Annotated in this window: 18 protein-coding genes and 1 other RNA gene; 12 read left to right on the top strand and 7 right to left on the bottom strand. The window is 61.1% G+C overall.

Annotation, left to right across the window (positions count from 1 at the left end):
• Nucleotides 1–20 precede the first annotated feature (20 nt).
• On the bottom strand, nucleotides 21–578 hold the full coding sequence (locus tag ACZRN6_RS22465) for a YecA/YgfB family protein (RefSeq protein WP_003213952.1): 558 nt from the start codon (nucleotides 576–578) through the stop codon (nucleotides 21–23).
• A 138-nt stretch (nucleotides 579–716) separates the two neighbouring features.
• Between ACZRN6_RS22465 and ACZRN6_RS22460 the strand changes: the two genes are divergently transcribed.
• From ACZRN6_RS22460 to ACZRN6_RS22445, 4 genes are all read left to right on the top strand, one after another.
• Nucleotides 717–926 carry a TIGR02449 family protein gene (locus ACZRN6_RS22460; RefSeq protein ID WP_003213954.1) on the top strand — a complete coding sequence of 70 codons (210 nt, stop codon included), beginning with the start codon at nucleotides 717–719 and terminating at the stop codon, nucleotides 924–926.
• On the top strand, nucleotides 923–1,240 hold the full coding sequence (locus tag ACZRN6_RS22455) for a cell division protein ZapA (RefSeq protein ID WP_003213956.1): 318 nt from the start codon (nucleotides 923–925) through the stop codon (nucleotides 1,238–1,240). Before ACZRN6_RS22460 ends, ACZRN6_RS22455 begins: the two co-directional genes overlap by 4 nt.
• Nucleotides 1,241–1,270: 30 nt before the next feature.
• A non-coding RNA gene (gene ssrS, locus ACZRN6_RS22450) (6S RNA) lies at nucleotides 1,271–1,449 on the top strand.
• A gap of 56 nt (nucleotides 1,450–1,505) precedes the next feature.
• A complete protein-coding gene (locus ACZRN6_RS22445; RefSeq protein WP_464008866.1) occupies nucleotides 1,506–2,135 on the top strand; it encodes a 5-formyltetrahydrofolate cyclo-ligase in 630 nt (209 codons plus the stop codon).
• A gap of 7 nt (nucleotides 2,136–2,142) precedes the next feature.
• Here the strand turns inward: ACZRN6_RS22445 and ACZRN6_RS22440 are convergent, their stop codons facing one another.
• Nucleotides 2,143–2,292 carry a hypothetical protein gene (locus ACZRN6_RS22440; RefSeq protein WP_003213959.1) on the bottom strand — a complete coding sequence of 50 codons (150 nt, stop codon included), beginning with the start codon at nucleotides 2,290–2,292 and terminating at the stop codon, nucleotides 2,143–2,145.
• Nucleotides 2,293–2,486: 194 nt separating this feature from the next.
• Here ACZRN6_RS22440 and ACZRN6_RS22435 point away from each other — a divergent pair, with 194 nt between their 5' ends.
• The 4 genes from ACZRN6_RS22435 to ACZRN6_RS22420 all read left to right on the top strand — a co-directional run bounded on the left by ACZRN6_RS22435 (nucleotide 2,487) and on the right by ACZRN6_RS22420 (nucleotide 7,876).
• Nucleotides 2,487–2,936: an EVE domain-containing protein gene (locus tag ACZRN6_RS22435; RefSeq protein ID WP_464008865.1), complete on the top strand. Its 450-nt coding sequence runs from the start codon at nucleotides 2,487–2,489 to the stop codon at nucleotides 2,934–2,936.
• A gap of 139 nt (nucleotides 2,937–3,075) precedes the next feature.
• Nucleotides 3,076–4,041, top strand: coding sequence for an HlyD family secretion protein (locus ACZRN6_RS22430; RefSeq protein WP_322148251.1), 966 nt, complete (start codon nucleotides 3,076–3,078; stop codon nucleotides 4,039–4,041).
• The gene (gene rbbA, locus ACZRN6_RS22425; protein ID WP_464008864.1) at nucleotides 4,038–6,758 is read left to right on the top strand and encodes a ribosome-associated ATPase/putative transporter RbbA; all 2,721 of its coding nucleotides are present in this window, start codon (nucleotides 4,038–4,040) and stop codon (nucleotides 6,756–6,758) included. Before ACZRN6_RS22430 ends, rbbA begins: the two co-directional genes overlap by 4 nt.
• Nucleotides 6,758–7,876 (top strand): ABC transporter permease, encoded by a 1,119-nt coding sequence (locus tag ACZRN6_RS22420; RefSeq protein ID WP_464008863.1) that lies wholly within the window; start codon nucleotides 6,758–6,760, stop codon nucleotides 7,874–7,876. Before rbbA ends, ACZRN6_RS22420 begins: the two co-directional genes overlap by 1 nt.
• 110 nt (nucleotides 7,877–7,986) lie before the next feature.
• On the opposite strand, the gene ACZRN6_RS22415 is transcribed toward ACZRN6_RS22420, so the two are convergent.
• Nucleotides 7,987–8,394: a flagellar basal body-associated protein FliL gene (locus ACZRN6_RS22415; protein WP_322148256.1), complete on the bottom strand. Its 408-nt coding sequence runs from the start codon at nucleotides 8,392–8,394 to the stop codon at nucleotides 7,987–7,989.
• A gap of 149 nt (nucleotides 8,395–8,543) precedes the next feature.
• On the opposite strand from ACZRN6_RS22415, the gene ACZRN6_RS22410 reads away from it, so the two are divergent.
• The 3 genes from ACZRN6_RS22410 (at nucleotide 8,544) to glpT (ending at nucleotide 11,834) form a co-directional block, all read left to right on the top strand.
• Complete coding sequence (locus tag ACZRN6_RS22410; protein WP_464008862.1) at nucleotides 8,544–9,521, top strand: NADPH:quinone oxidoreductase family protein; 978 nt, start codon at nucleotides 8,544–8,546, stop codon at nucleotides 9,519–9,521.
• Nucleotides 9,522–9,596: 75 nt separating this feature from the next.
• Nucleotides 9,597–10,214 (top strand): flagellar basal body-associated protein FliL, encoded by a 618-nt coding sequence (locus ACZRN6_RS22405; protein ID WP_464008861.1) that lies wholly within the window; start codon nucleotides 9,597–9,599, stop codon nucleotides 10,212–10,214.
• 282 nt (nucleotides 10,215–10,496) lie between these two features.
• The gene (gene glpT / locus ACZRN6_RS22400) at nucleotides 10,497–11,834 is read left to right on the top strand and encodes a glycerol-3-phosphate transporter (protein ID WP_088422139.1); all 1,338 of its coding nucleotides are present in this window, start codon (nucleotides 10,497–10,499) and stop codon (nucleotides 11,832–11,834) included.
• Here glpT and ACZRN6_RS22395 read toward each other — a convergent pair.
• Both ACZRN6_RS22395 and ACZRN6_RS22390 read right to left on the bottom strand, forming a co-directional pair.
• Entirely contained in the window at nucleotides 11,831–12,484 is a 654-nt protein-coding gene (locus ACZRN6_RS22395) for a gamma-glutamylcyclotransferase (protein ID WP_322148260.1), read from the bottom strand. The two genes, glpT and ACZRN6_RS22395, sit on opposite strands and share 4 nt — an antisense overlap.
• Nucleotides 12,485–12,513: 29 nt before the next feature.
• Nucleotides 12,514–14,907, bottom strand: a complete 2,394-nt coding sequence (locus ACZRN6_RS22390) for a TonB-dependent receptor plug domain-containing protein (RefSeq protein WP_464008860.1) — start codon at nucleotides 14,905–14,907, stop codon at nucleotides 12,514–12,516.
• A gap of 328 nt (nucleotides 14,908–15,235) precedes the next feature.
• Here ACZRN6_RS22390 and ACZRN6_RS22385 point away from each other — a divergent pair, with 328 nt between their 5' ends.
• Nucleotides 15,236–15,712 carry a sn-glycerol-3-phosphate transporter gene (locus ACZRN6_RS22385; protein ID WP_322148262.1) on the top strand — a complete coding sequence of 159 codons (477 nt, stop codon included), beginning with the start codon at nucleotides 15,236–15,238 and terminating at the stop codon, nucleotides 15,710–15,712.
• Nucleotides 15,713–15,862: 150 nt separating this feature from the next.
• Here the strand turns inward: ACZRN6_RS22385 and ACZRN6_RS22380 are convergent, their stop codons facing one another.
• On the bottom strand, nucleotides 15,863–16,831 hold the full coding sequence (locus tag ACZRN6_RS22380; protein WP_322148263.1) for a CDP-6-deoxy-delta-3,4-glucoseen reductase: 969 nt from the start codon (nucleotides 16,829–16,831) through the stop codon (nucleotides 15,863–15,865).
• On the bottom strand, nucleotides 16,831–18,297 hold the full coding sequence (gene ubiD / locus ACZRN6_RS22375; RefSeq protein ID WP_017476626.1) for a 4-hydroxy-3-polyprenylbenzoate decarboxylase: 1,467 nt from the start codon (nucleotides 18,295–18,297) through the stop codon (nucleotides 16,831–16,833). Before ubiD ends, ACZRN6_RS22380 begins: the two co-directional genes overlap by 1 nt.
• Nucleotides 18,298–18,337: the final 40 nt, after the last annotated feature.

Genomic DNA, 18,337 nt, shown 5'->3' with positions numbered 1-18,337 from the left:
GGGCAGACGGGCTTCCTTTCTTAGTGCAGCGACGGCTTGGGCGCAGCGGGTTCAGCCGATTTACGGGTCTCGGTGAACAGCAACAGCGGCGCGACACGCAGGTATTCCATCACTTCCATGTAGTCGCTTTCGCCGTCTTCGGACTCTTCCAGGGCATCTTGCACCTGGGAGATGGCCGCCAGGTCCTGCAGCACTTCCTGGGCATCGGTGCTCAAGTCGAGGCCGCCGGCGTTCACGCCGAAACCGTGGAGGAAGCCCTGGCACCATTGGCCCAACGCGGCGGCGCGCTCGGTGAGCGGCGCGTCATCGGTAGGCAGCAGCAGGACGACGGTGACGTCATCACCGGTCAGCTCGCCTTTGACCATCTCTTGCAGGCCGATGAGCGCATTGCGCACGTTTTCGGTAGGCTCGGTTTCCAGCAGCTCGGCGACGTCGGCCAGCCAGTTGTCGGCATCAAAGCCAACACCGGTGCAGCTGCGGCCCAGCAGCACGCCGTGCAGTTCGGCAGGCGAGCAAGGATGACCGCTGGAACTCAGCAGTTTGGAAAAAGCATCGTACGGGGAGTTCTGAATGGGCATGGTGAGCTAGGCGCCAGACGGCGCAATGTCTAGAATGAAGCGCTGTATCCTAGCATCGGCAGACGTACCAAGACTATCGAGGGCGTCAGATCGTTTATCCAGCAGTTGCCATTCATCAGACAAAACCAGTGGAACCCAATGGAAGACACCGACCTGCAAGCGCTGATGGCCAGACTCGAGCTGCTAATTAACCGGGTCGAGCAACTTAAGAGCCAAAACGGACTCCTATTAGCTCAGGAAAAGACCTGGCGCGAGGAACGCGCTCACCTCATTGAAAAAAACGAAATCGCCCGGCGTAAGGTCGAATCGATGATTTCGCGCCTGAAGGCCCTGGAGCAAGACTCATGAGTTCAAGCAATAGCGTCACCGTGCAGATTCTCGACAAAGAATATTCGATCATCTGCCCGCAGGAAGAACGCAGCAACCTGGTGAGCGCTGCCCGCTACCTGGACGGCAAGATGCGTGAAATCCGCAGCAGCGGCAAAGTCATCGGTGCCGATCGCATCGCCGTGATGGCCGCCCTGAACATTACCCATGATTTGCTGCACAAGCAGGAACGGCCTGACGTGCAGGCCAGCGGCTCGACGCGTGAGCAGGTGCGCGACCTGCTGGAGCGGGTTGATCTGGTACTTTCTACCGATCCAGAGCCACCCAAGGGCTGATTGCGGCGTCGGTTTCGGGTATACTCGCCTCACTCCCTGGCGTGCTTGCCAGTCGGCGATGTCCCTGAGCCGATTCGCACTACCCTGGAAGTTACACGTTGGGCTGGTGTGCATGTCCGCTAGACGGAAAGCCTTAAAGCCTACTGTTTCTTCCACCTTGAACTTTCGGGTTCAAGGGCTAAGTCGACAGCGGTTCTGTCGGGGAGCCTGATTCCCAAATCCAATGCCAGTCCCAGGACTGGCATTGTTTTATGAGCCGAAAACCATGACCGAACCTGCGCCGGTTTCCCGCCCGCAACTTCGACGCATGCTGCGCAAAGCCCGCCGCGCCCTTACCGCCAGCGAGCAGCGCCAGGCCGCCCAAGGCCTGTATCGGCAACTGGCACAGCACCCGCTGTTTCGCCGGGCCAAGCACATCTCTTTATATCTACCGACGGACGGTGAAATCGACCCGCGCCTGCTGCTGCGCGCTGCACAGCGCCGGGGCAAGGCCACGTACCTGCCGGTACTCAGCGCGTGGCCGCGAACCAAGATGATGTTCCAGCGGGTGCGGCCCGGCGAGAAGCTGAAGCCCAACCGTTTTCGCATCCTTGAGCCACAAGTGAATGTCAGCCGGCAACGCAAGGTCTGGGCGCTGGACCTGGTGCTGTTGCCACTGGTTGGGTTTGACGATGCCGGTGGACGTCTCGGCATGGGCGGCGGCTTTTATGACCGCAGCCTGGCCTACATGGCCCGCCGGAAATCCTGGCGCAAGCCGACACTGTTGGGCCTGGCCCATGAATGCCAGAAGGTCGATAGATTGGCGCAGGCGAGCTGGGACGTACCGCTTGAGGGCACTGTCACCGATAAGGATTGGTATATAGCAGAAACGCTACTGGAATCAGCAGCGTCTTAAAGACGGGTCAGCGCTTGAATGGCTGCGGCTGTTGCTGTGCGAGTTCAATCGGTGCGTCAGTCTTGTTCGACCACAAGCTCTGCGCATAGCCGGTGGTCACGACGCCCAGACCGAACAAAATAACCAATATCCATAGTAAATCAGGTTTGCGTTTCATCGATTGCCCCCCTTCAGGCATCTTGCACACGATGAGCAACGTTCCATTAGTAGTCCGTGCCAGCTGCGTCAAGCTCAAAACCCCGGCATTCTGCGTTAACGTGAACCAACACGCAAACCTTGACGCCAACCGACTGTCGGTTTGTCATAAAATTGCAGGACAACTTTCCCAGTCGCCTTTTGAGGAGCGAAAACATGGCCTATTGGCTGATGAAATCCGAGCCCGATGAACTGTCCATCAAGGGCTTGGAAACGCTCGGCGAGACCCGGTGGGACGGGGTGCGCAACTACCAGGCGCGGAACTTCCTGCGGGCGATGGCGGTGGGTGACCAGTTCTTCTTCTACCACTCCAGCTGCCCGGAACCGGGGATTGCCGGCATTGGCAAAATCGTCGAGGCCGCCTACCCGGACCCCACCGCACTGGAGCCCGACAGCCATTATTTCGACGCCAAGGCCAGCCCTGAGAAAAACCCCTGGAGCGCGATCAATGTCGCCCACGTCGAGACTTTCCCCAAGGTCCTGGGCTTGGGGTATCTAAAACAGCAAACCGCCCTTGCCGAGTTGCCCCTGGTGCAAAAGGGCAGCCGCCTTTCGGTGATGCCGGTCACCGCCGAACAGTGGGCCGCCGTACTCGGCCTGCGCTAAACAGCAGAACCCTGCGGTCACGCCCATGGCGCATGCATCTGCACGCCAACCGGGTTAGGCTGGCCCTTCATTTGACCCGCATCAAGAGCCTTCGGGCAGGATCGGTCAAACTAGGACGCTAACGCCGCAGGATGCACCCATGTCGACGAACCACCGCACCTCCCATCTTTTCGCCATTCCGCTGATCGTTTTACTGCTGGCCGCCGGCGGCTTCGGCTACTGGCAATCCACCCAGGACCGCCTGCCCGAAGGCCTGAGCATGGGCAATGGTCGGCTGGAATCGACTGAAGTGCAGATCGCCACCAAGATCCCCGGGCGCCTGGCCGAAGTGCGGGTGGACGAAGGCGACAAGGTGCTCAAGGGCCAACTACTGGCACGCATGGACACCCGCACCCTGGAAGCCCAGCGCGCCCAGGCCGAAGCCGAAGTGCTGCGGGCCAGGGAAAATTTCGCTGCCGCCGAAGCCAACGTGCAACTGCGCCAGAGCGAGCAACTGCTGGCCAGCCAGGAACTCAAGCGCACCCAGGAACTGTACAAACGCGGCTTCGCCAGCGGCCAGTTGATCGACCAACAACAAGCCAAACAGAACACCGGCAACGCGGGCGTGATCGCCGCCCAAGCCCAGGTCAATTCGGTGAAGGCCGCCATCGGCGCCGCCCAGGCGCAGGTCGCGCAACTTACCAGCGAAATCGAAGACAGCAGCCTGCGGGCGCCCATCGACGGGATCATCCAGCTGCGCCTGGCCGAACCCGGCGAGGTGCTCGGCGCGGGTGGCCGCGTGCTGCTGCTGATCGACCCCAACGACCAGTACATGAACCTGTATCTGCCCGCTTCGGTAACCGGCGCCCTGACCGTCGGCAGCGAAGCGCGAATCGTCCTCGATGCCCTGCCGAATCAACCGTTGCCAGCAAAAATCAGCTTTGTCGCGGCCAAATCGCAGTTCACGCCCAAAGAAGTGGAAACCCGCGACGAGCGCCAGAAGTTGGTGTTCCGGGTCAAACTGCGCCTCACCCAACCAAGCGCCGTGCCGCAAGCCAAGCCGGGCATGCCCGGCGCCGGCTATGTGCGCACCACTGACCTGGACTGGCCGGCCAACCTGCAATGAGTGGCCTGGCGCTGCACGCCACGGGCATCAACCATCGCTACGGCAAGCAACAGGCGCTGATCGACATCGCCTTCAGCCTGCCCGCTGGCACCCGCTGCGGGCTGATCGGCCCGGATGGCGCCGGCAAATCGAGCCTGCTGGGCCTGATTGCCGGGGTTAAAAAGCTTCAACAAGGCCAACTGGAAGTACTCGGCGGCGCCATCGAAGACCGCCGCCACCGCAACAGCCTGTACCCGCGCATCGCGTTTATGCCCCAAGGCCTGGGTGGCAACCTGTACCCCGAGCTGTCTATCAGCGAAAACATCCGGTTTTTTGCCACATTGTTTGGCCTGTCGAAAGCCGATTGCGACCAGCGCATGCACAACCTGCTGCTGGCCACCGACCTTGCACGCTTTGCCGACCGCCCTGCCGGCAAACTCTCCGGCGGCATGAAGCAGAAACTCGGCCTGTGCTGCGCGCTGATCCACGACCCGGATTTGTTGATCCTCGACGAGCCGACCACTGGCGTCGACCCGCTCTCCCGTCGGCGCTTCTGGGAGCTGGTAGACACCGTACGCAGCGAACGCCCGCAACTGACACTGCTGGTAGCCACGGCCTACATGGAAGAAGCCGAGCAGTTCGAACACTGCCTGATGCTCGACCGTGGCAAGTTGATCGCCGACGGCCTGAGCAGCGAACTGGCGGCGGCTACGCCCAGCGGCAAACTGGATGAAGCCTTCACCCATTTCCAGGGCGACAGCGCCCACAACAACCAGCCACTGGTGATTCCGCCACGGCAAAGCGACAACACCGACATTGCCATCGAAGCCCACGACCTGACCCTGCGTTTCGGCGACTTCACGGCGGTGGACAAGGTGAGCTTCGCGATTGGCCGAGGCGAGATCTTTGGCTTCCTCGGCTCCAACGGTTGCGGCAAGACCACCACCATGAAAGTCCTCACCGGGCTGATGCCGGCCACCGAAGGCACCGCCACGCTGCTGGGCAACCCGGTGAACGCCAAGGACCTGGCCACCCGCAAGCGCGTGGGCTTCATGTCGCAAAGCTTCTCGCTGTATGGCGAACTCAGCGTGCGCCAGAACCTGGTGTTGCATGCGCAGTTGTTCGACCTGCCCAAGGCCGAGAGCGGCCAGCGCATCGACGAGTTGATCCAGCGTTTTGACTTGGGCGATGTCGCCGAGCAGCCTTCCGCCGAGTTGCCGCTGGGGCTGCGCCAGCGCTTGTCCCTGGCCGTGGCGGTGCTGCATCGCCCGGAAGTGCTGATCCTCGATGAGCCGACCTCGGGCGTCGACCCGGCTGCGCGGGATGATTTCTGGCGGTTGCTGATCGAGCTGTCCCGGGAACAGGGCGTGACGATCTTCTTGTCCACCCACTTCATGAACGAGGCCCAACGCTGCGATCGCATCTCGCTGATGCACGCGGGCAAAGTGTTGGCGTGCGACACGCCGGACGCGCTGCAACAGCAGTTCAACGGAGAGACGCTGGAGGCCGCATTCGTCACCTGCCTGGAACAGGCCCAAGGGGCGCCCGAAGCCGCGACCGCCCCCACCGGAACCGTCAGCGAACCCACGGCGGCGCCTGTCAGCAAACGTGGGTTCAGCGTCGCCCGCCTGCTCGCCGTCGCCAGCCGCGAAGGCAAGGAACTGCTACGGGACAAGGTGCGCATGGCCTTCGCCCTGCTGGGTGCGATTTTCATGATGGTGATATTCGGCTACGGCATTTCCCTGGACGTTGAAAAGCTCGCCTTTGCCGTCTTTGACCAGGACCAGACGCCGCAAAGCCGGGCCTATCTGGAAGCGTTCCGCAGTTCGCGCTACTTCGCCGAACAGCCACCGATCACCGACTCCACTGAACTGCACAAACGCCTGCAACGCTCGGAAATCAAACTGGCGCTGGAGATTCCGCCGGGGTTCGGCCGCGACCTCTACGCCGGACGCCAACCCGCCGTGGCCGCCTGGCTCGATGGCGGCATGCCGTTTCGCGCAGAAACCAGCCGCAACTATGTAGAGGCAGTACACCAGGCCAATCTCCAGCAACTGGCCGAACTGAATAGCACGCCACCGAACCTGCAAGCCGCCGCCAAATTGGAAACCCGCTTTCGCTACAACCAGGACGTGGTCAGCGTCAATGCCATCGGCCCCGGCGTGATGGCGCTGATCCTCGCGTTCATCCCGGCGATGCTGACCGCGCTGGGAATCGTGCGGGAGAAGGAGTTGGGCTCGATCACCAACTTTTACGCCACACCGCTAACCCGCCTGGAATTCCTGCTGGGCAAACAGGCACCGTACCTGGCCGTAAGCCTGATCAACCTGGGGCTGCTGGTGGCGATGAACCGCTGGTTGTTCGGCGTGCCGTTCAAGGGCAGCGGCCTGACCCTGGCCTTCGGCGGCCTGCTGTATGTGCTGGCCACCACCAGCATGGGCCTGTTGATTTCCGCGTTCACGCGCACCCAGATCGCAGCGATCCTCGGCACCATGATCATCACCAGCCTGCCGACCATCCAATTCTCCGGGCTGATCGTGCCGCGTTCGTCCCTGGAAGGCGCCGCCGCGTTGATGGGCATGCTGTTCCCGGCGGGCTACTTCCTCGACATTGCAGTGGGCACCTTTACCAAGGCCCTGGACCTGCGCCAACTATGGCCGCAGTGCCTGGCGTTGTTCGGGTTTTTCCTGGGGTTCACCGGGTTTAGCCTGATCATGCTCAAGAAGCAGGAGGCCTGATGCATAAGTTCGCCCATATCCTGCGCCTTGGCATCAAGGAACTGACCAGCCTGCGCCACGACAGCGTGTTGCTGCTGTTCCTGTTCTACGCTTTCACCGTCGCCATCTATATGCCCGCCGCAGGCTCTGTGATCGGCGTGCACAACGCCAGCGTGGCCTTTGTGGATGAAGACCACAGTGCGCTGTCCAGGCAACTGGCCGAAGCGCTGCAACCGCCGGAATTCCAGGCAGCGGTGCCGTTGCCGTATGACCAGTTGGACAAGGTGATGGACAGCGGCCAGTACACCTTTGTGATCAACGTGCCGGCGAATTTCCAGGCCGACCTGTTGGCCGGGCGCCAGCCGGGGGTACAGGTCAATGTCGACGCCACGGCCATGAGCCAGGCGTTCATGGGGGCCGGGTACATCGGGCGGATTTTCCAGCGTGAGTTGCTGACCTATGGCGGCCAGGCCGATGCCGCCCAAAAGACACCGGCGCTGTTGACCACGCGGGCGCTGTTCAATACCAACCTGGAAGGTGGCTGGTTTTTGGCAGTGATTCAGATCGTCAACAACATCACTATTCTCGCCATCGTCTTGACCGGCACCGCACTGCTGCGCGAGCGCGAACACGGCACCCTCGACCATCTGCTGGTGCTGCCGCTGACGGCGCTGGAAATCATGCTGGCGAAAATCTGGAGCAACATGCTGGTGGTGGTGCTGTGCACCTGGCTGTCGCTGGAAGTGGTGGTTAAAGGCTTGCTCGGCGTACCGCTGGCCGGGTCGTTGAGCTTGTTTCTGCTGGTGACGGCGCTGTACCTGTTTGCCAGTACCGCGCTCGGCATCTTCCTCGCCACCCTCGCCCGCTCGACGCCCCAGTTCGGCTTGCTGGCGATTCCGGTGATTATTCCGATGCTGTTGTTGTCTGGCGGCAGCACGCCGCTGGACAGCATGCCGCAATGGCTGCAATGGGTGATGCTGGGCTCGCCGTCGACGCACTTTGTGAGCCTGAGTGCGGCGATCCTGTTCAGGGATGCGGGCGTGAGCGTGGTGTGGCCGGACTTGCTGGCGCTGGCGGGGATTGGGCTGTTGTTTTTTGCGGTGGCGTTGGCGCGGTTCAGGAAAAGCCTTGCCTCTTGATACACACATCACCTGTAGGAGCCGGCTTGCCGGCGATGAGGCCCTAAAGAATTGCGGCGCTCATTCGGTCGTCATCGCCGGCAAGCCGGCTCCTACAAGAGTGGAATGTGTTACTGAATGATCAGGTTGTTGAACAACAAATCCTCAACCACCGGTTTGCCGGTCTCATCGTTCATCACTTGCTGAGTCTGCTTGAGGGCTTCCTGGCGCAGTTTTTCCTTGCCGTCGACGCTGCTCATGGCGTCGCTGGTTTGCTGGGTAAACAGCGCCACCAACTGGTTGCGAATCAATGCGTCGTTGGCTTTGACCGCTGCGGCCGCTTCGGGGCCCGTCACCCGCAGGGCGATATCCGCCTTGAACACCCGCAGTTTCGCAGTGCCGTCCAGGCCGTAGTTACCGACGAACGGCGGGCTCAGGCTGATATAGCTGACCTTCGGCGCGTCGCCTTCTTTGGCTTCTTCGGCCAGGGCTGCCGTCGGCAGTGTCAGGGCCAGCATCAACAGGATCCACGCTTTCACAGTTCATTCCTCAATTCGGTTGCCCAGTAGCATAACGCTAGCAGCCCTGAGCACAAGCTTATGGCGGCTTATCAGGCCGGGGCATGCTCGTTGACCCGTCGCCCCGCCCACCTACACTTATCGGCCAACACGCCAAAAGGAATAGTCCGATGAAAGCTGTGCTGTGCAAAGCCTTCGGCCCCGCCGAAACCCTGGTGCTGGAAGACGTCGAAAGCCCGGCGATCAAGAAGAACGAAATCCTGTTGGACGTGCATGCGGCCGGGGTGAATTTCCCGGATACCCTGATCATTGAGGGTAAATATCAGTTCAAGCCACCCTTCCCGTTTTCGCCAGGCGGTGAAGCGGCGGGCGTGGTCAGCGAAGTCGGGGAAAAGGTCACTCACCTGAAAGTCGGTGACCGGGTGATGGCGTTGACCGGCTGGGGCAGCTTTGCCGAGCAGGTCGCGGTACCGGGCTACAACGTGCTGCCGATCCCGCCGAGCATGGACTTCAATACCGCCGCCGCCTTCAGCATGACCTACGGCACCTCGATGCACGCCCTCAAGCAGCGGGCCAACCTGCAACCCGGCGAAACCCTGTTGGTGCTCGGCGCTTCCGGTGGTGTCGGCCTGGCCGCCGTGGAAATCGGCAAGGCCATGGGCGCCCGGGTGATCGCCGCCGCCAGCAGCGCCGACAAGCTCGCGGTGGCCAAGGCAGCCGGTGCCGATGAGTTGATCAACTACAGCGAAGCCAGCCTGAAAGACGAAATCAAGCGCCTCACCGACGGCAACGGTGTGGATGTGATCTACGACCCGGTGGGCGGCGACCTGTTCGACCAGGCCATTCGTGGCATCGCGTGGAATGGCCGGATGCTGGTGGTTGGTTTTGCCAGCGGGCGCATTCCCGAGCTGCCGGTCAACCTGGCGCTGCTCAAGGGCGCGGCGGTGGTCGGGGTGTTCTGGGGCGCGTTTGCCCAACGTCAGCCGCAGGACAACGCAGCCAACTTCCAGCAACTGTTCGGCTGGTTTGCCGACGGCAAGCTGAAGCCGCTGGTGTCCCAGGTGTACCCGCTGGAGCAGGCGGCGCAGGCGATTAATGACCTCGGCCAGCGCAAAGCTGTCGGCAAGGTGGTGGTGCAGCTACGCTGACGATTGTTTCATTTTGTCCGCGAGGTGCCTGGGCCCATGATCGGCCCAGGCACTCATTCATTGGCAGGAAAAATAATGGTCACCCAGTTGCGCGCGTTGCTTTTGGGGGTATTGATGGTGATATCGGCCCAAGCTTTTGCTCATAAAGAGGACAAGAATGTACGCGGGCTGAACGATGTAACGGTGCTGATCGTGCGCCATGCCGAAAAACCCGACGAAGGCCCGTTGTTAAGCCCCAAGGGCGAACAAAGGGCGGCAGCCTATGCCAGCTATTTCGACCCCTTGCTGTTGAACGGGATTTCCGTGATGCCCCAGCGGCTGATCGCCACCAGCGACAGCAAGCAAAGCTCCCGCCCACGCTTGACCCTGACGCCGCTTGCCCAGCGCCTGCAACTCCCGCTTGAAACCCCCTACGCCGACAATGAAGTGGGCAAGCTGGTGAAGTCGTTGCGCAAGTCCAACCAGGCCCAGACCGTGTTGATCGCCTGGCACCACGGGCATATCGACAAATTGATTGAAGCCTTTGGTGGCGACGGACAGGCGCTGACCGGCATGCAAAAATGGCCGGAAAATGTGTATGACTGGCTGATCGTATTGCGCTTCGACGAACAAGGCCAACTGGTGGAGTCCCGCAGCCAGAAGGTCCAGGAACACCTGCTACCGGGCGATATCGCAGCCGCCAACGGCAGCTGAACCGGATCGCTGTCTGTGGCGAGGGAGCTTGCTCCCGCTGGGTCGCGAAGCGGCCCCAAAAGATGGGCCTGCTGCGCAGTCCAGCGGGAGCAAGCTCCCTCGCCACACGTTCGTGATACCCCGCCTGAAAACGCCCCCCACTTGCCCGTAAGCGACATGTTCGTAAAAGAACATGCAATTGCACTCAATTCCTATGCCCGCAGATAAGAGGCGGTGCTATTTTCGGTAACGAAACTGTAACATTCGCATCCGCAGTCAAAACAAGAAATCTGGAGCTCTTGAATGTTTGCTTTCTTCCGTCCTGCCGCACATCAGGCGCCCCTGCCTGAAGAAAAAATAGACAGCACTTATCGACGCCTGCGCTGGCAGATCTTCGCCGGGATTTTCTTCGGTTACGCGGGCTACTACCTGCTGCGCAAGAACTTCTCCCTGGCCATGCCGTACCTGATCGACGAGGGTTACACCCGTGGCCAGCTGGGCCTGGCGATGTCGGCGATTGCAATCGCCTACGGCCTGTCCAAGTTCCTCATGGGCCTGGTGTCCGACCGCTCCAACCCGCGCTACTTCCTGCCCTTCGGCCTGCTGGTGTCCGCCGGGGTAATGTTCATTTTCGGTTTCGCACCTTGGGCGACGTCCAGCGTGACCATGATGTTCATATTGCTGTTCATCAACGGCTGGGCCCAGGGCATGGGCTGGCCGCCAAGTGGACGGACCATGGTGCACTGGTGGTCGCAGAAGGAACGCGGCGGCGTCGTTTCCGTATGGAACGTGGCGCATAACGTCGGCGGTGGCTTGATCGGCCCGTTGTTCCTGCTCGGCATGGCCTGGTTCAACGACTGGCACGCAGCGTTCTATGTCCCGGCTACCGTGGCCCTGCTGGTGGCGGCGTTTGCTTTCATCACCATGCGCGACACCCCGCAATCGGTGGGCCTGCCGCCTATCGAGCAATACAAGAACGACTACCCGGAAGGCTACGACGCCAGCCACGAAGACGAATTCAGCGCCAAGGAAATCTTCGTCAAGTACGTGCTGCGTAACAAAATGCTCTGGTACATCGCCTTCGCCAACGTGTTCGTCTACCTGCTGCGCTACGGCGTGCTGGACTGGGCGCCGACGTACCTCAAGGAAGCCAAGCACTTCGACGTGGATAAAACCTCGTGGGCGTACTTCTTCTATGAGTGGGCGGGCATTCCGGGCACGCTGCTGTGCGGCTGGATGTCGGACAAGATCTTCCGGGGCAACCGTGGCCTGACCGGCATTGTGTTCATGGCATTGGTAACGGTGGCGACCCTGGTTTACTGGCTCAACCCGCCGGGCAACCCGATGGTCGACATGATCGCGCTGTTCTCCATCGGCTTCCTGATCTACGGCCCGGTGATGCTGATCGGCCTGCAGGCACTGGAACTGGCACCGAAGAAAGCCGCCGGCACCGCAGCGGGCTTTACGGGCCTGTTCGGTTACCTGGGGGGTTCAGTGGCGGCGAGTGCGGCCATGGGCTACACCGTTGACCATTTCGGCTGGGATGGCGGCTTTGTGCTGCTGATCGGCGCGTGCCTGTTGGCGATTGCGTTCCTGATCCCCACCTTGTGGCACACCAATAGCGTCAGCACTGCGCGTTAATCGCAGGCAGAGCCTTTGGAACACCGCTTGAGCCGCGCCTCCAGATTCTTGTCTGGCATGGCGTGGCTACGCAGGGCGTTGACGGTCTGCTCGACATAATCGCGCGTAGTGCCGTAACGCCCGCAAGCGCTTTGCAACACGTGGTTCAGCACGATGTCGGGCAAGTTCCCGGCATAACTGGGCAGGTGTCGCTCCAGAACAAATCCCAATGCCTGCACCTGGCTGCCATCTTCAAGACGGCAGGTGAGCCAGTGTGGCCGGTAGGACGGGTAAGGCATTTCGCGCTGCCACAGGGCATAAAGCGAGGCCTCCAGTTGATCTTCCGGTAAACGGTAGGCAAACCCGCTGCATGAGCCGCCACGGTCCAGGCCGAACACCAACCCGGGTATTTCCGGCGTGCCCCGGTGCTCATGGGACCACAGGTACAAGCCCCGGTGATAACCGTGGACCCGAGCCCGCATCCGTTGTGTGGACGAACATTCCGGCCGCCAGATCAGCGAGCCATAAGCGAATAGCCAGACCGGCCCACCCTTATGCCGAGCCATGGTGGCCTGCATCGAGCTCATCAACTGTTCGTGAGTGAGTTGCGGCCCCAGATCGAGCCGCGGAGGGTAAGCCAATTGCAAAAGATCAGATTCAATGGCGGTCATGGCAAATCGACTAGGACTCCCGTCTGTTGTTACCAGTTGTAAGCAACTTTACCGTAATAGAACGCGCCGCTGTAACCGTACGGCGAAAAAGTGCTATAGGCCAAATTGCCACCACTGCTGGCGTAGGCATTGAGCTTTTCCGGGTATTTATCGGTGACGTTGTCGCCGCCGAGGGTGAAGGTCCAGTTTTTAAGCTTGTAGTCGGCCGACAGGTCCAGCAGCCAGGCGGCCTTGAAACTCTGGTCGTTAGCCGGGTCGGCTTGATAGCTGGTGAATGAACCATAGCGCACCAAATTACTGTGCAGCGCCCAATTGCCGAAACTCAGGTCGTTGCCCAGGCTCAGTTTGTGCTGGGGCGTGGTGTCGCCCAGCAGGCCGATGCGCTCGCGACGATCCACCCGAACCAGGCTCGCACCCAGGCTATCGAGGATTGCCGGGTTGGCTTTTACGTCGGTGACCTTGGTGTGGTTGTAGTTGTAGCCCACCGTGCTGTTCCAGCGCACACCGTTGTCCAGTTGGTAGCGATAGTTGGCCACCAGATCGATGCCATTGGTGGTGGTATCGGTAGCGTTGGTGAAGTAGCGCAACGTGGTGTAGTTGATGTCACCGACGCCGTTGGCCTTCAGGTACGCGAGTGCAGCCGGGTTTTTGCTCAAGTCCAGGTTGGAGGACAGGCTGATGCGGTCGCTGATGTCGATACGGTAGACATCGGCCGTCACCGTCAGGTTGTCAGTTGGCTCCAGTACCAGGCCGAGGCTGTAGTTGCGGGACTTCTCGGCTTTAAGGTCGTCAGCGCCGAGCAAGCGCGCCACCTGGCTGTTGGCCGGGAAGGTGCCCGCCTCCTGAATGGTGTTGCCGATCAGTTGCGACGAGGTGTAGGCGAAGTTTTGCTGCGCCAGGGACGGCGCACGGAAACCGTTGGAAACACTGCCGCGCAAGGCCACTTGCGGGGTGAAGTCATAACGGGCCGAGAGCGAGCCGCTGACGTTGGAGCCAAAATCACTGTAATCCTCATGACGCACGGCAGCCGAGGCGCTGAGTTTTTCAGTGAAGTTGGTTTCCAGGTCCAGGTACTGCGCCCAGTTATGGCGCGTGCTGGTGCCGGCGTCGGAATCACGGAAACCGCCCAGGCCCGAACTGCCGGTCTGGTAGTAGGACGCCGGCTCGCCAGCCTTGATTTGATAACCCTGGTCCAGGTATTCGCCACCAAACGCCACCGACACCGGGTACGGCAACCAGCCCAGGCTGAATTCGCGCGACAGGTCCAGGCTGACTTGCTTCTGGTCATTGACCAGGGTGCCATTGTCGAACTTGCGCGGCGTCGCCAGGCCCAGCGAGGTGTTGATGGTTTCGGTACCGATCTGGTACTGGTTCTTGCCATAGTTGACCGACACATCGTAGTGCCAGTCATAGGCCAGCAACCCGCGCAGACCGACCGCCAGCGACGTGTCTTCCACGTCACCGCGAATCAGTGGCAGGTAACCGTTGGGGTTGAGAGCCGCAATGTTGTTGCTCGCGTTGCTTGCCCGGTAGAACGCCGCGGTCTCGCCGCGAGTCTTGCTGTAGCCGCCAAACGCATAGACTTCAGCCGCTTCGCTGAAGGAATATTCCGAGTTGAGAAACAGCTTGCCCTGATTGGTCGCCGGTTCGCCCTGACGGAACACCCGCTGGCCATAGGTCGTCGAACCGACGCTGCCGGGACGAAAGTCATCACCGGCGCGGTTGGTGTAATCATTGTCGGCACCTTCGGCCGAAATGTTGATAAAACCATTATCCCCCAGCGCCACACCGGTGTTGCCGCTGAGATTGCGCTGAATACCGTCGCCCTTCTTGTACTCACCGAACTTGCTGGTGATCGAGCCGCCGTGGTCGTCATGCTTGAGGATTACGTTGATCACCCCGGCAATCGCATCAGAGCCGTAACGGGCCGATGCGCCGTCACGCAGCACTTCGATATGATCGACCGCCGACAACGGGATGGCATTCAAATCTGCCGGTGCCGAGCCGCGTCCCACCGCGCCGCCCAGGTTGACGAAGGCGCTGGTGTGGCGGCGCTTGCCGTTGACCAGTACCAACACCTGGTCCGGTGACAACCCGCGCAGTTGCGCCGGGCGCACCAGTTCGGCGCCGTCTACCAGGCTTGGGCGTGGGAAGTTGATGGAAGGAATCAAACGGGCCAATACCGCGCCCAACTCATCGGAGCCGGTGCTGCGCAACGTTTCGCCGGAAATCACATCGATCGGTGACAGCGAAGCGCTGGCCGTGCGCTCTTGGGCGCGGGTGCCAGTGACGATGACTGTATCGAGCTTGGGTACATCGGCAGTGGCCGTTTCGGCGGCGGCCACTGGGCTGAATCCTACGGCGGTCAGCAAATTAGCCGACAAAATCGCCGTGTACAGCAGGTGCTGCTTGTTGCTCCCCATACCGCTCCCCTTGGAATCAAAAGCCAGAACGTCATGCTCTGAGCTCGTACGATCGATCCGTGTGGCGGACGGTGGCGGTCATTTATTGGTTATTGGCAGAAAGTCGGTAGTCCGTTGTCATATAGCTTAATGATATTTATGTAACAAATTAAATACCTTTAAGGAATAAGCGAATGCATAAGCCCGGGCCGCTCCGCTCGTCAGGATTGATCGCCTCAATCCCGGTAGTTTCAGCGCACGTTCAGCCTGAGGGCGCGTCGAGCCTTCAAAATAGGCACTTGTCACGACCCACTTAGCCGCCCATCAAATCGACTATCGAGGTCGCACCATGAAATACCGACTTTCCAGCCTGCTGCTCCTGGCACAGGCCACTACCGCCCTGGCGGTGGAAACACCGACCCAGGACGACAAAGGTTTCTGGTACGCCCAGACTAGCGTCTACACCCGGCACTTTGCGCCAGACAAGGACCACAACAACCATCAGGATCTGATCGGTCTGGAGCGCAATGAAGCGTCAGGCCTGGTGTATGGCGGGGCGACGTTTCGCAACTCGTTCAGCCAACGCTCGTACTATGCCTATGCCGGCAAGCGTTACGACATGACCGATTACCCGGTGTACCTGAAGCTGACAGGCGGCGTGATCCAGGGCTATCGCGGCCAGTACCGCGACAAGATTCCACTGAATGGGCTGGGCGTGGCGCCGGTGATCATCCCGTCGGTGGGCACTCACTACGGGCCGGTCGCCGCCGAGCTGGTGTTGCTGGGGTTCAATGCGGCGATGGTGACGACGGGCGTGCGGTTCTGATTGAACCGCCGAATGGCCTTTGTGGCGAGGGAGCTTGCTCCCGTTGGGTCGCGAAGCGGCCCAAAAGCTCATGCGGTCCTTCAGACAGGCCCCGGTAACTGTCTTGGGGCTGCTGCGCAGCCCAGCGGGAGCAAGCTCCCTCGCCACACGTTACGGACGGGGCGCGTAGGCAAATACGTCGGCGCGCATCTGGTGCGCGTCCATGCCGGCCTCGACCAACGCATCCAGCGTGCCGTAGATCATCGCCGGTGAACCGCTGGCGTAGACGTGCACGGCCTTGAGGTCGCTGATGTCTTCGCACACCGCTTCATGCAACAACCCGCAGCGCCCTTCCCAGCCACACAGGTCGCTGACCACTTTGTGCAGGTACAGGTTGGGCAGTTGCAGCCACTGGTCCCAGTGCTCGATCTCGTAGAAGTCTTCGGGCCGACGCACGCCCCAGTACAGGTGCACTGGGTGCTTGAAGCCGTTGGCACGGCAATGCTCGATCAGGCTGTGCATCTGCGCCATGCCGGTACCGGCGGCGATCAACACCAGCGGCCCGTCGGGCAGCTCTGCCAGGTGGGTATCGCCGAATGGCAGCTCGATGCGCGCCATCTGGTTGCGCTGCAACTGCTCCAGCAGGCTGCGGGCGCTGTCTTCCCGGGCCAGTACGTGCAGCTCCAGCTCGCGTCCAGCATGGGGCGCCGAGGCCAGGGAGAACGCCGACTTCTCGCCGTTCTCCCGCTCGATCATCAGGTATTGCCCGGCGTGGTAGCGCACCGCCTTGCCGGCCGGCGCCCGCAGGCGCACGCGCCACACATCGCCACCGACATCCACGCACTCACTCAATTGGCACGACAACTTGCGCAACGGCAACTCTCCCGGCGCCAGCACGCCATCCCACAACACAATGCAATCTTCCAGCGGTTCGGCGATGCAGGTGTAGAACTCACCATGGTCACGCACCTCACCGGCTTGCTGCACCCGGCCTTCCACCAGCAGCGCCGCACACACGTGGCACACGCCATTGCGGCAAGCCTGGGGGCAATCGTAGCCCAGGCGCCGCGCGCCCTCGAGGATCCGCTCGCCGGGCGTCAGTTCAAGTACCGCACCGGAAGGCTGCAGGGTTACACGCATCAATCTATTCCTAATTCTTTCCAGAGCGCATCGACACGGGCAGTTACCGCTTCGTCCTTGACGATCACGCGGCCCCATTCGCGGGTAGTTTCACCCGGCCATTTATGGGTGGCATCCAGGCCCATCTTCGAGCCAAGGCCCGAGACCGGCGAGGCAAAGTCGAGGTAGTCGATCGGCGTGTTGTCGATCATCACCGTGTCGCGCTTGGGGTCCATGCGCGTGGTGATGGCCCAGATCACGTCGTTCCAGTCCCGGGCATTGATGTCGTCGTCGGTGACAATAACGAACTTGGTGTACATGAACTGTCGCAAAAACGACCACACACCGAGCATTACCCGCTTGGCGTGGCCCGGGTACGACTTTTTCATCGTCACGATGGCCATGCGGTACGAGCAGCCTTCAGGCGGCAGGTAGAAGTCGGTGATCTCCGGAAACTGCTTTTGCAGGATCGGCACAAACACTTCGTTGAGTGCCACGCCGAGGATCGCCGGCTCATCCGGCGGACGGCCAGTGTAGGTGCTGTGGTAGATCGGTTTGATGCGGTGGGTGATGCGCTCGACGGTGAACACCGGGAAGCTGTCCACTTCGTTGTAGTAACCGGTGTGGTCGCCGTACGGGCCTTCATCGGCCATCTCGCCGGGATGAATCACGCCTTCAAGGATGATTTCGGCGGTGGCCGGCACTTGCAGGTCGTTGCCGCGGCATTTCACCAGTTCGGTACGGTTGCCGCGCAACAGGCCGGCGAAGGCATATTCGGACAGGCTGTCAGGTACTGGCGTCACGGCGCCGAGGATGGTCGCAGGGTCGGCGCCCAGGGCCACAGACACCGGGAATGGTTTGCCAGGGTGCTTTTCGCACCACTCACGGAAATCCAGGGCGCCGCCACGGTGACTCAGCCAGCGCATGATGACCTTGTTGCGGCCGATCACTTGCTGACGGTAGATGCCGAGGTTCTGGCGGTCCTTGTTCGGGCCTTTGGTGACGGTCAGGCCCCAGGTGATCAGCGGGCCGACGTCGCCGGGCCAGCAGGTCTGCACGGGGAGCATGCCGAGGTCGACATCATCGCCTTCGATGACCACTTCCTGGCACACCGCGTCTTTGACGACCTTGGGGGCCATGGCGATGATCTTGCGGAAGATTGGCAGCTTCGACCAGGCATCCTTCAAGCCCTTGGGTGGCTCGGGTTCCTTGAGGAACGCCAGCAGCTTGCCGATCTCGCGCAGCTCGCTGACGGACTCGGCGCCCATGCCAAACGCAACGCGGTCGGGGGTGCCGAACAGGTTGCCGAGCACCGGGATATCAAAGCCCACCGGGTTTTCGAAGAGCAACGCCGGGCCCTTGTTGCGCAAGGTACGGTCGCAAATCTCAGTCATTTCCAGGACCGGGGAAATCGGCACCTGGATACGTTTCAACTCTCCGCGCTGCTCAAGTTGCTGCACGAAATCCCGAAGATCCTTGAATTTCATTAACCATGCCACCCGTAAAATAGGCGTACATCCTACCTGC

The organism is Pseudomonas sp. A125, assembly GCF_055409485.1.
The sequence above is the reverse complement of the archived record's forward strand: the minus strand, read 5'-3'. Positions and strand labels throughout refer to the sequence as shown.

Bases quoted from the DNA above. Each gene is read 5' to 3' on its own strand.
- ACZRN6_RS22410 (WP_464008862.1), top strand. From the start codon at position 8,544: ATGAAAGCTGTGCTGTGCAAAGCCTTCGGCCCCGCCGAAACCCTGGTG.
- ACZRN6_RS22420 (WP_464008863.1), top strand. From the start codon at position 6,758: ATGCATAAGTTCGCCCATATCCTGCGCCTTGGCATCAAGGAACTGACC.
- ACZRN6_RS22435 (WP_464008865.1), top strand. From the start codon at position 2,487: ATGGCCTATTGGCTGATGAAATCCGAGCCCGATGAACTGTCCATCAAG.
- ACZRN6_RS22405 (WP_464008861.1), top strand. From the start codon at position 9,597: ATGGTCACCCAGTTGCGCGCGTTGCTTTTGGGGGTATTGATGGTGATA.
- ACZRN6_RS22445 (WP_464008866.1), top strand. From the start codon at position 1,506: ATGACCGAACCTGCGCCGGTTTCCCGCCCGCAACTTCGACGCATGCTG.
- ACZRN6_RS22460 (WP_003213954.1), top strand. From the start codon at position 717: ATGGAAGACACCGACCTGCAAGCGCTGATGGCCAGACTCGAGCTGCTA.
- ACZRN6_RS22455 (WP_003213956.1), top strand. From the start codon at position 923: ATGAGTTCAAGCAATAGCGTCACCGTGCAGATTCTCGACAAAGAATAT.
- rbbA (WP_464008864.1), top strand. From the start codon at position 4,038: ATGAGTGGCCTGGCGCTGCACGCCACGGGCATCAACCATCGCTACGGC.
- ubiD (WP_017476626.1), bottom strand. From the start codon at position 18,297: ATGAAATTCAAGGATCTTCGGGATTTCGTGCAGCAACTTGAGCAGCGC.
- ACZRN6_RS22390 (WP_464008860.1), bottom strand. From the start codon at position 14,907: ATGGGGAGCAACAAGCAGCACCTGCTGTACACGGCGATTTTGTCGGCT.
- ACZRN6_RS22430 (WP_322148251.1), top strand. From the start codon at position 3,076: ATGTCGACGAACCACCGCACCTCCCATCTTTTCGCCATTCCGCTGATC.
- ACZRN6_RS22385 (WP_322148262.1), top strand. From the start codon at position 15,236: ATGAAATACCGACTTTCCAGCCTGCTGCTCCTGGCACAGGCCACTACC.
- ACZRN6_RS22465 (WP_003213952.1), bottom strand. From the start codon at position 578: ATGCCCATTCAGAACTCCCCGTACGATGCTTTTTCCAAACTGCTGAGT.
- ACZRN6_RS22380 (WP_322148263.1), bottom strand. From the start codon at position 16,831: ATGCGTGTAACCCTGCAGCCTTCCGGTGCGGTACTTGAACTGACGCCC.
- ACZRN6_RS22395 (WP_322148260.1), bottom strand. From the start codon at position 12,484: ATGACCGCCATTGAATCTGATCTTTTGCAATTGGCTTACCCTCCGCGG.
- glpT (WP_088422139.1), top strand. From the start codon at position 10,497: ATGTTTGCTTTCTTCCGTCCTGCCGCACATCAGGCGCCCCTGCCTGAA.
- ACZRN6_RS22440 (WP_003213959.1), bottom strand. From the start codon at position 2,292: ATGAAACGCAAACCTGATTTACTATGGATATTGGTTATTTTGTTCGGT.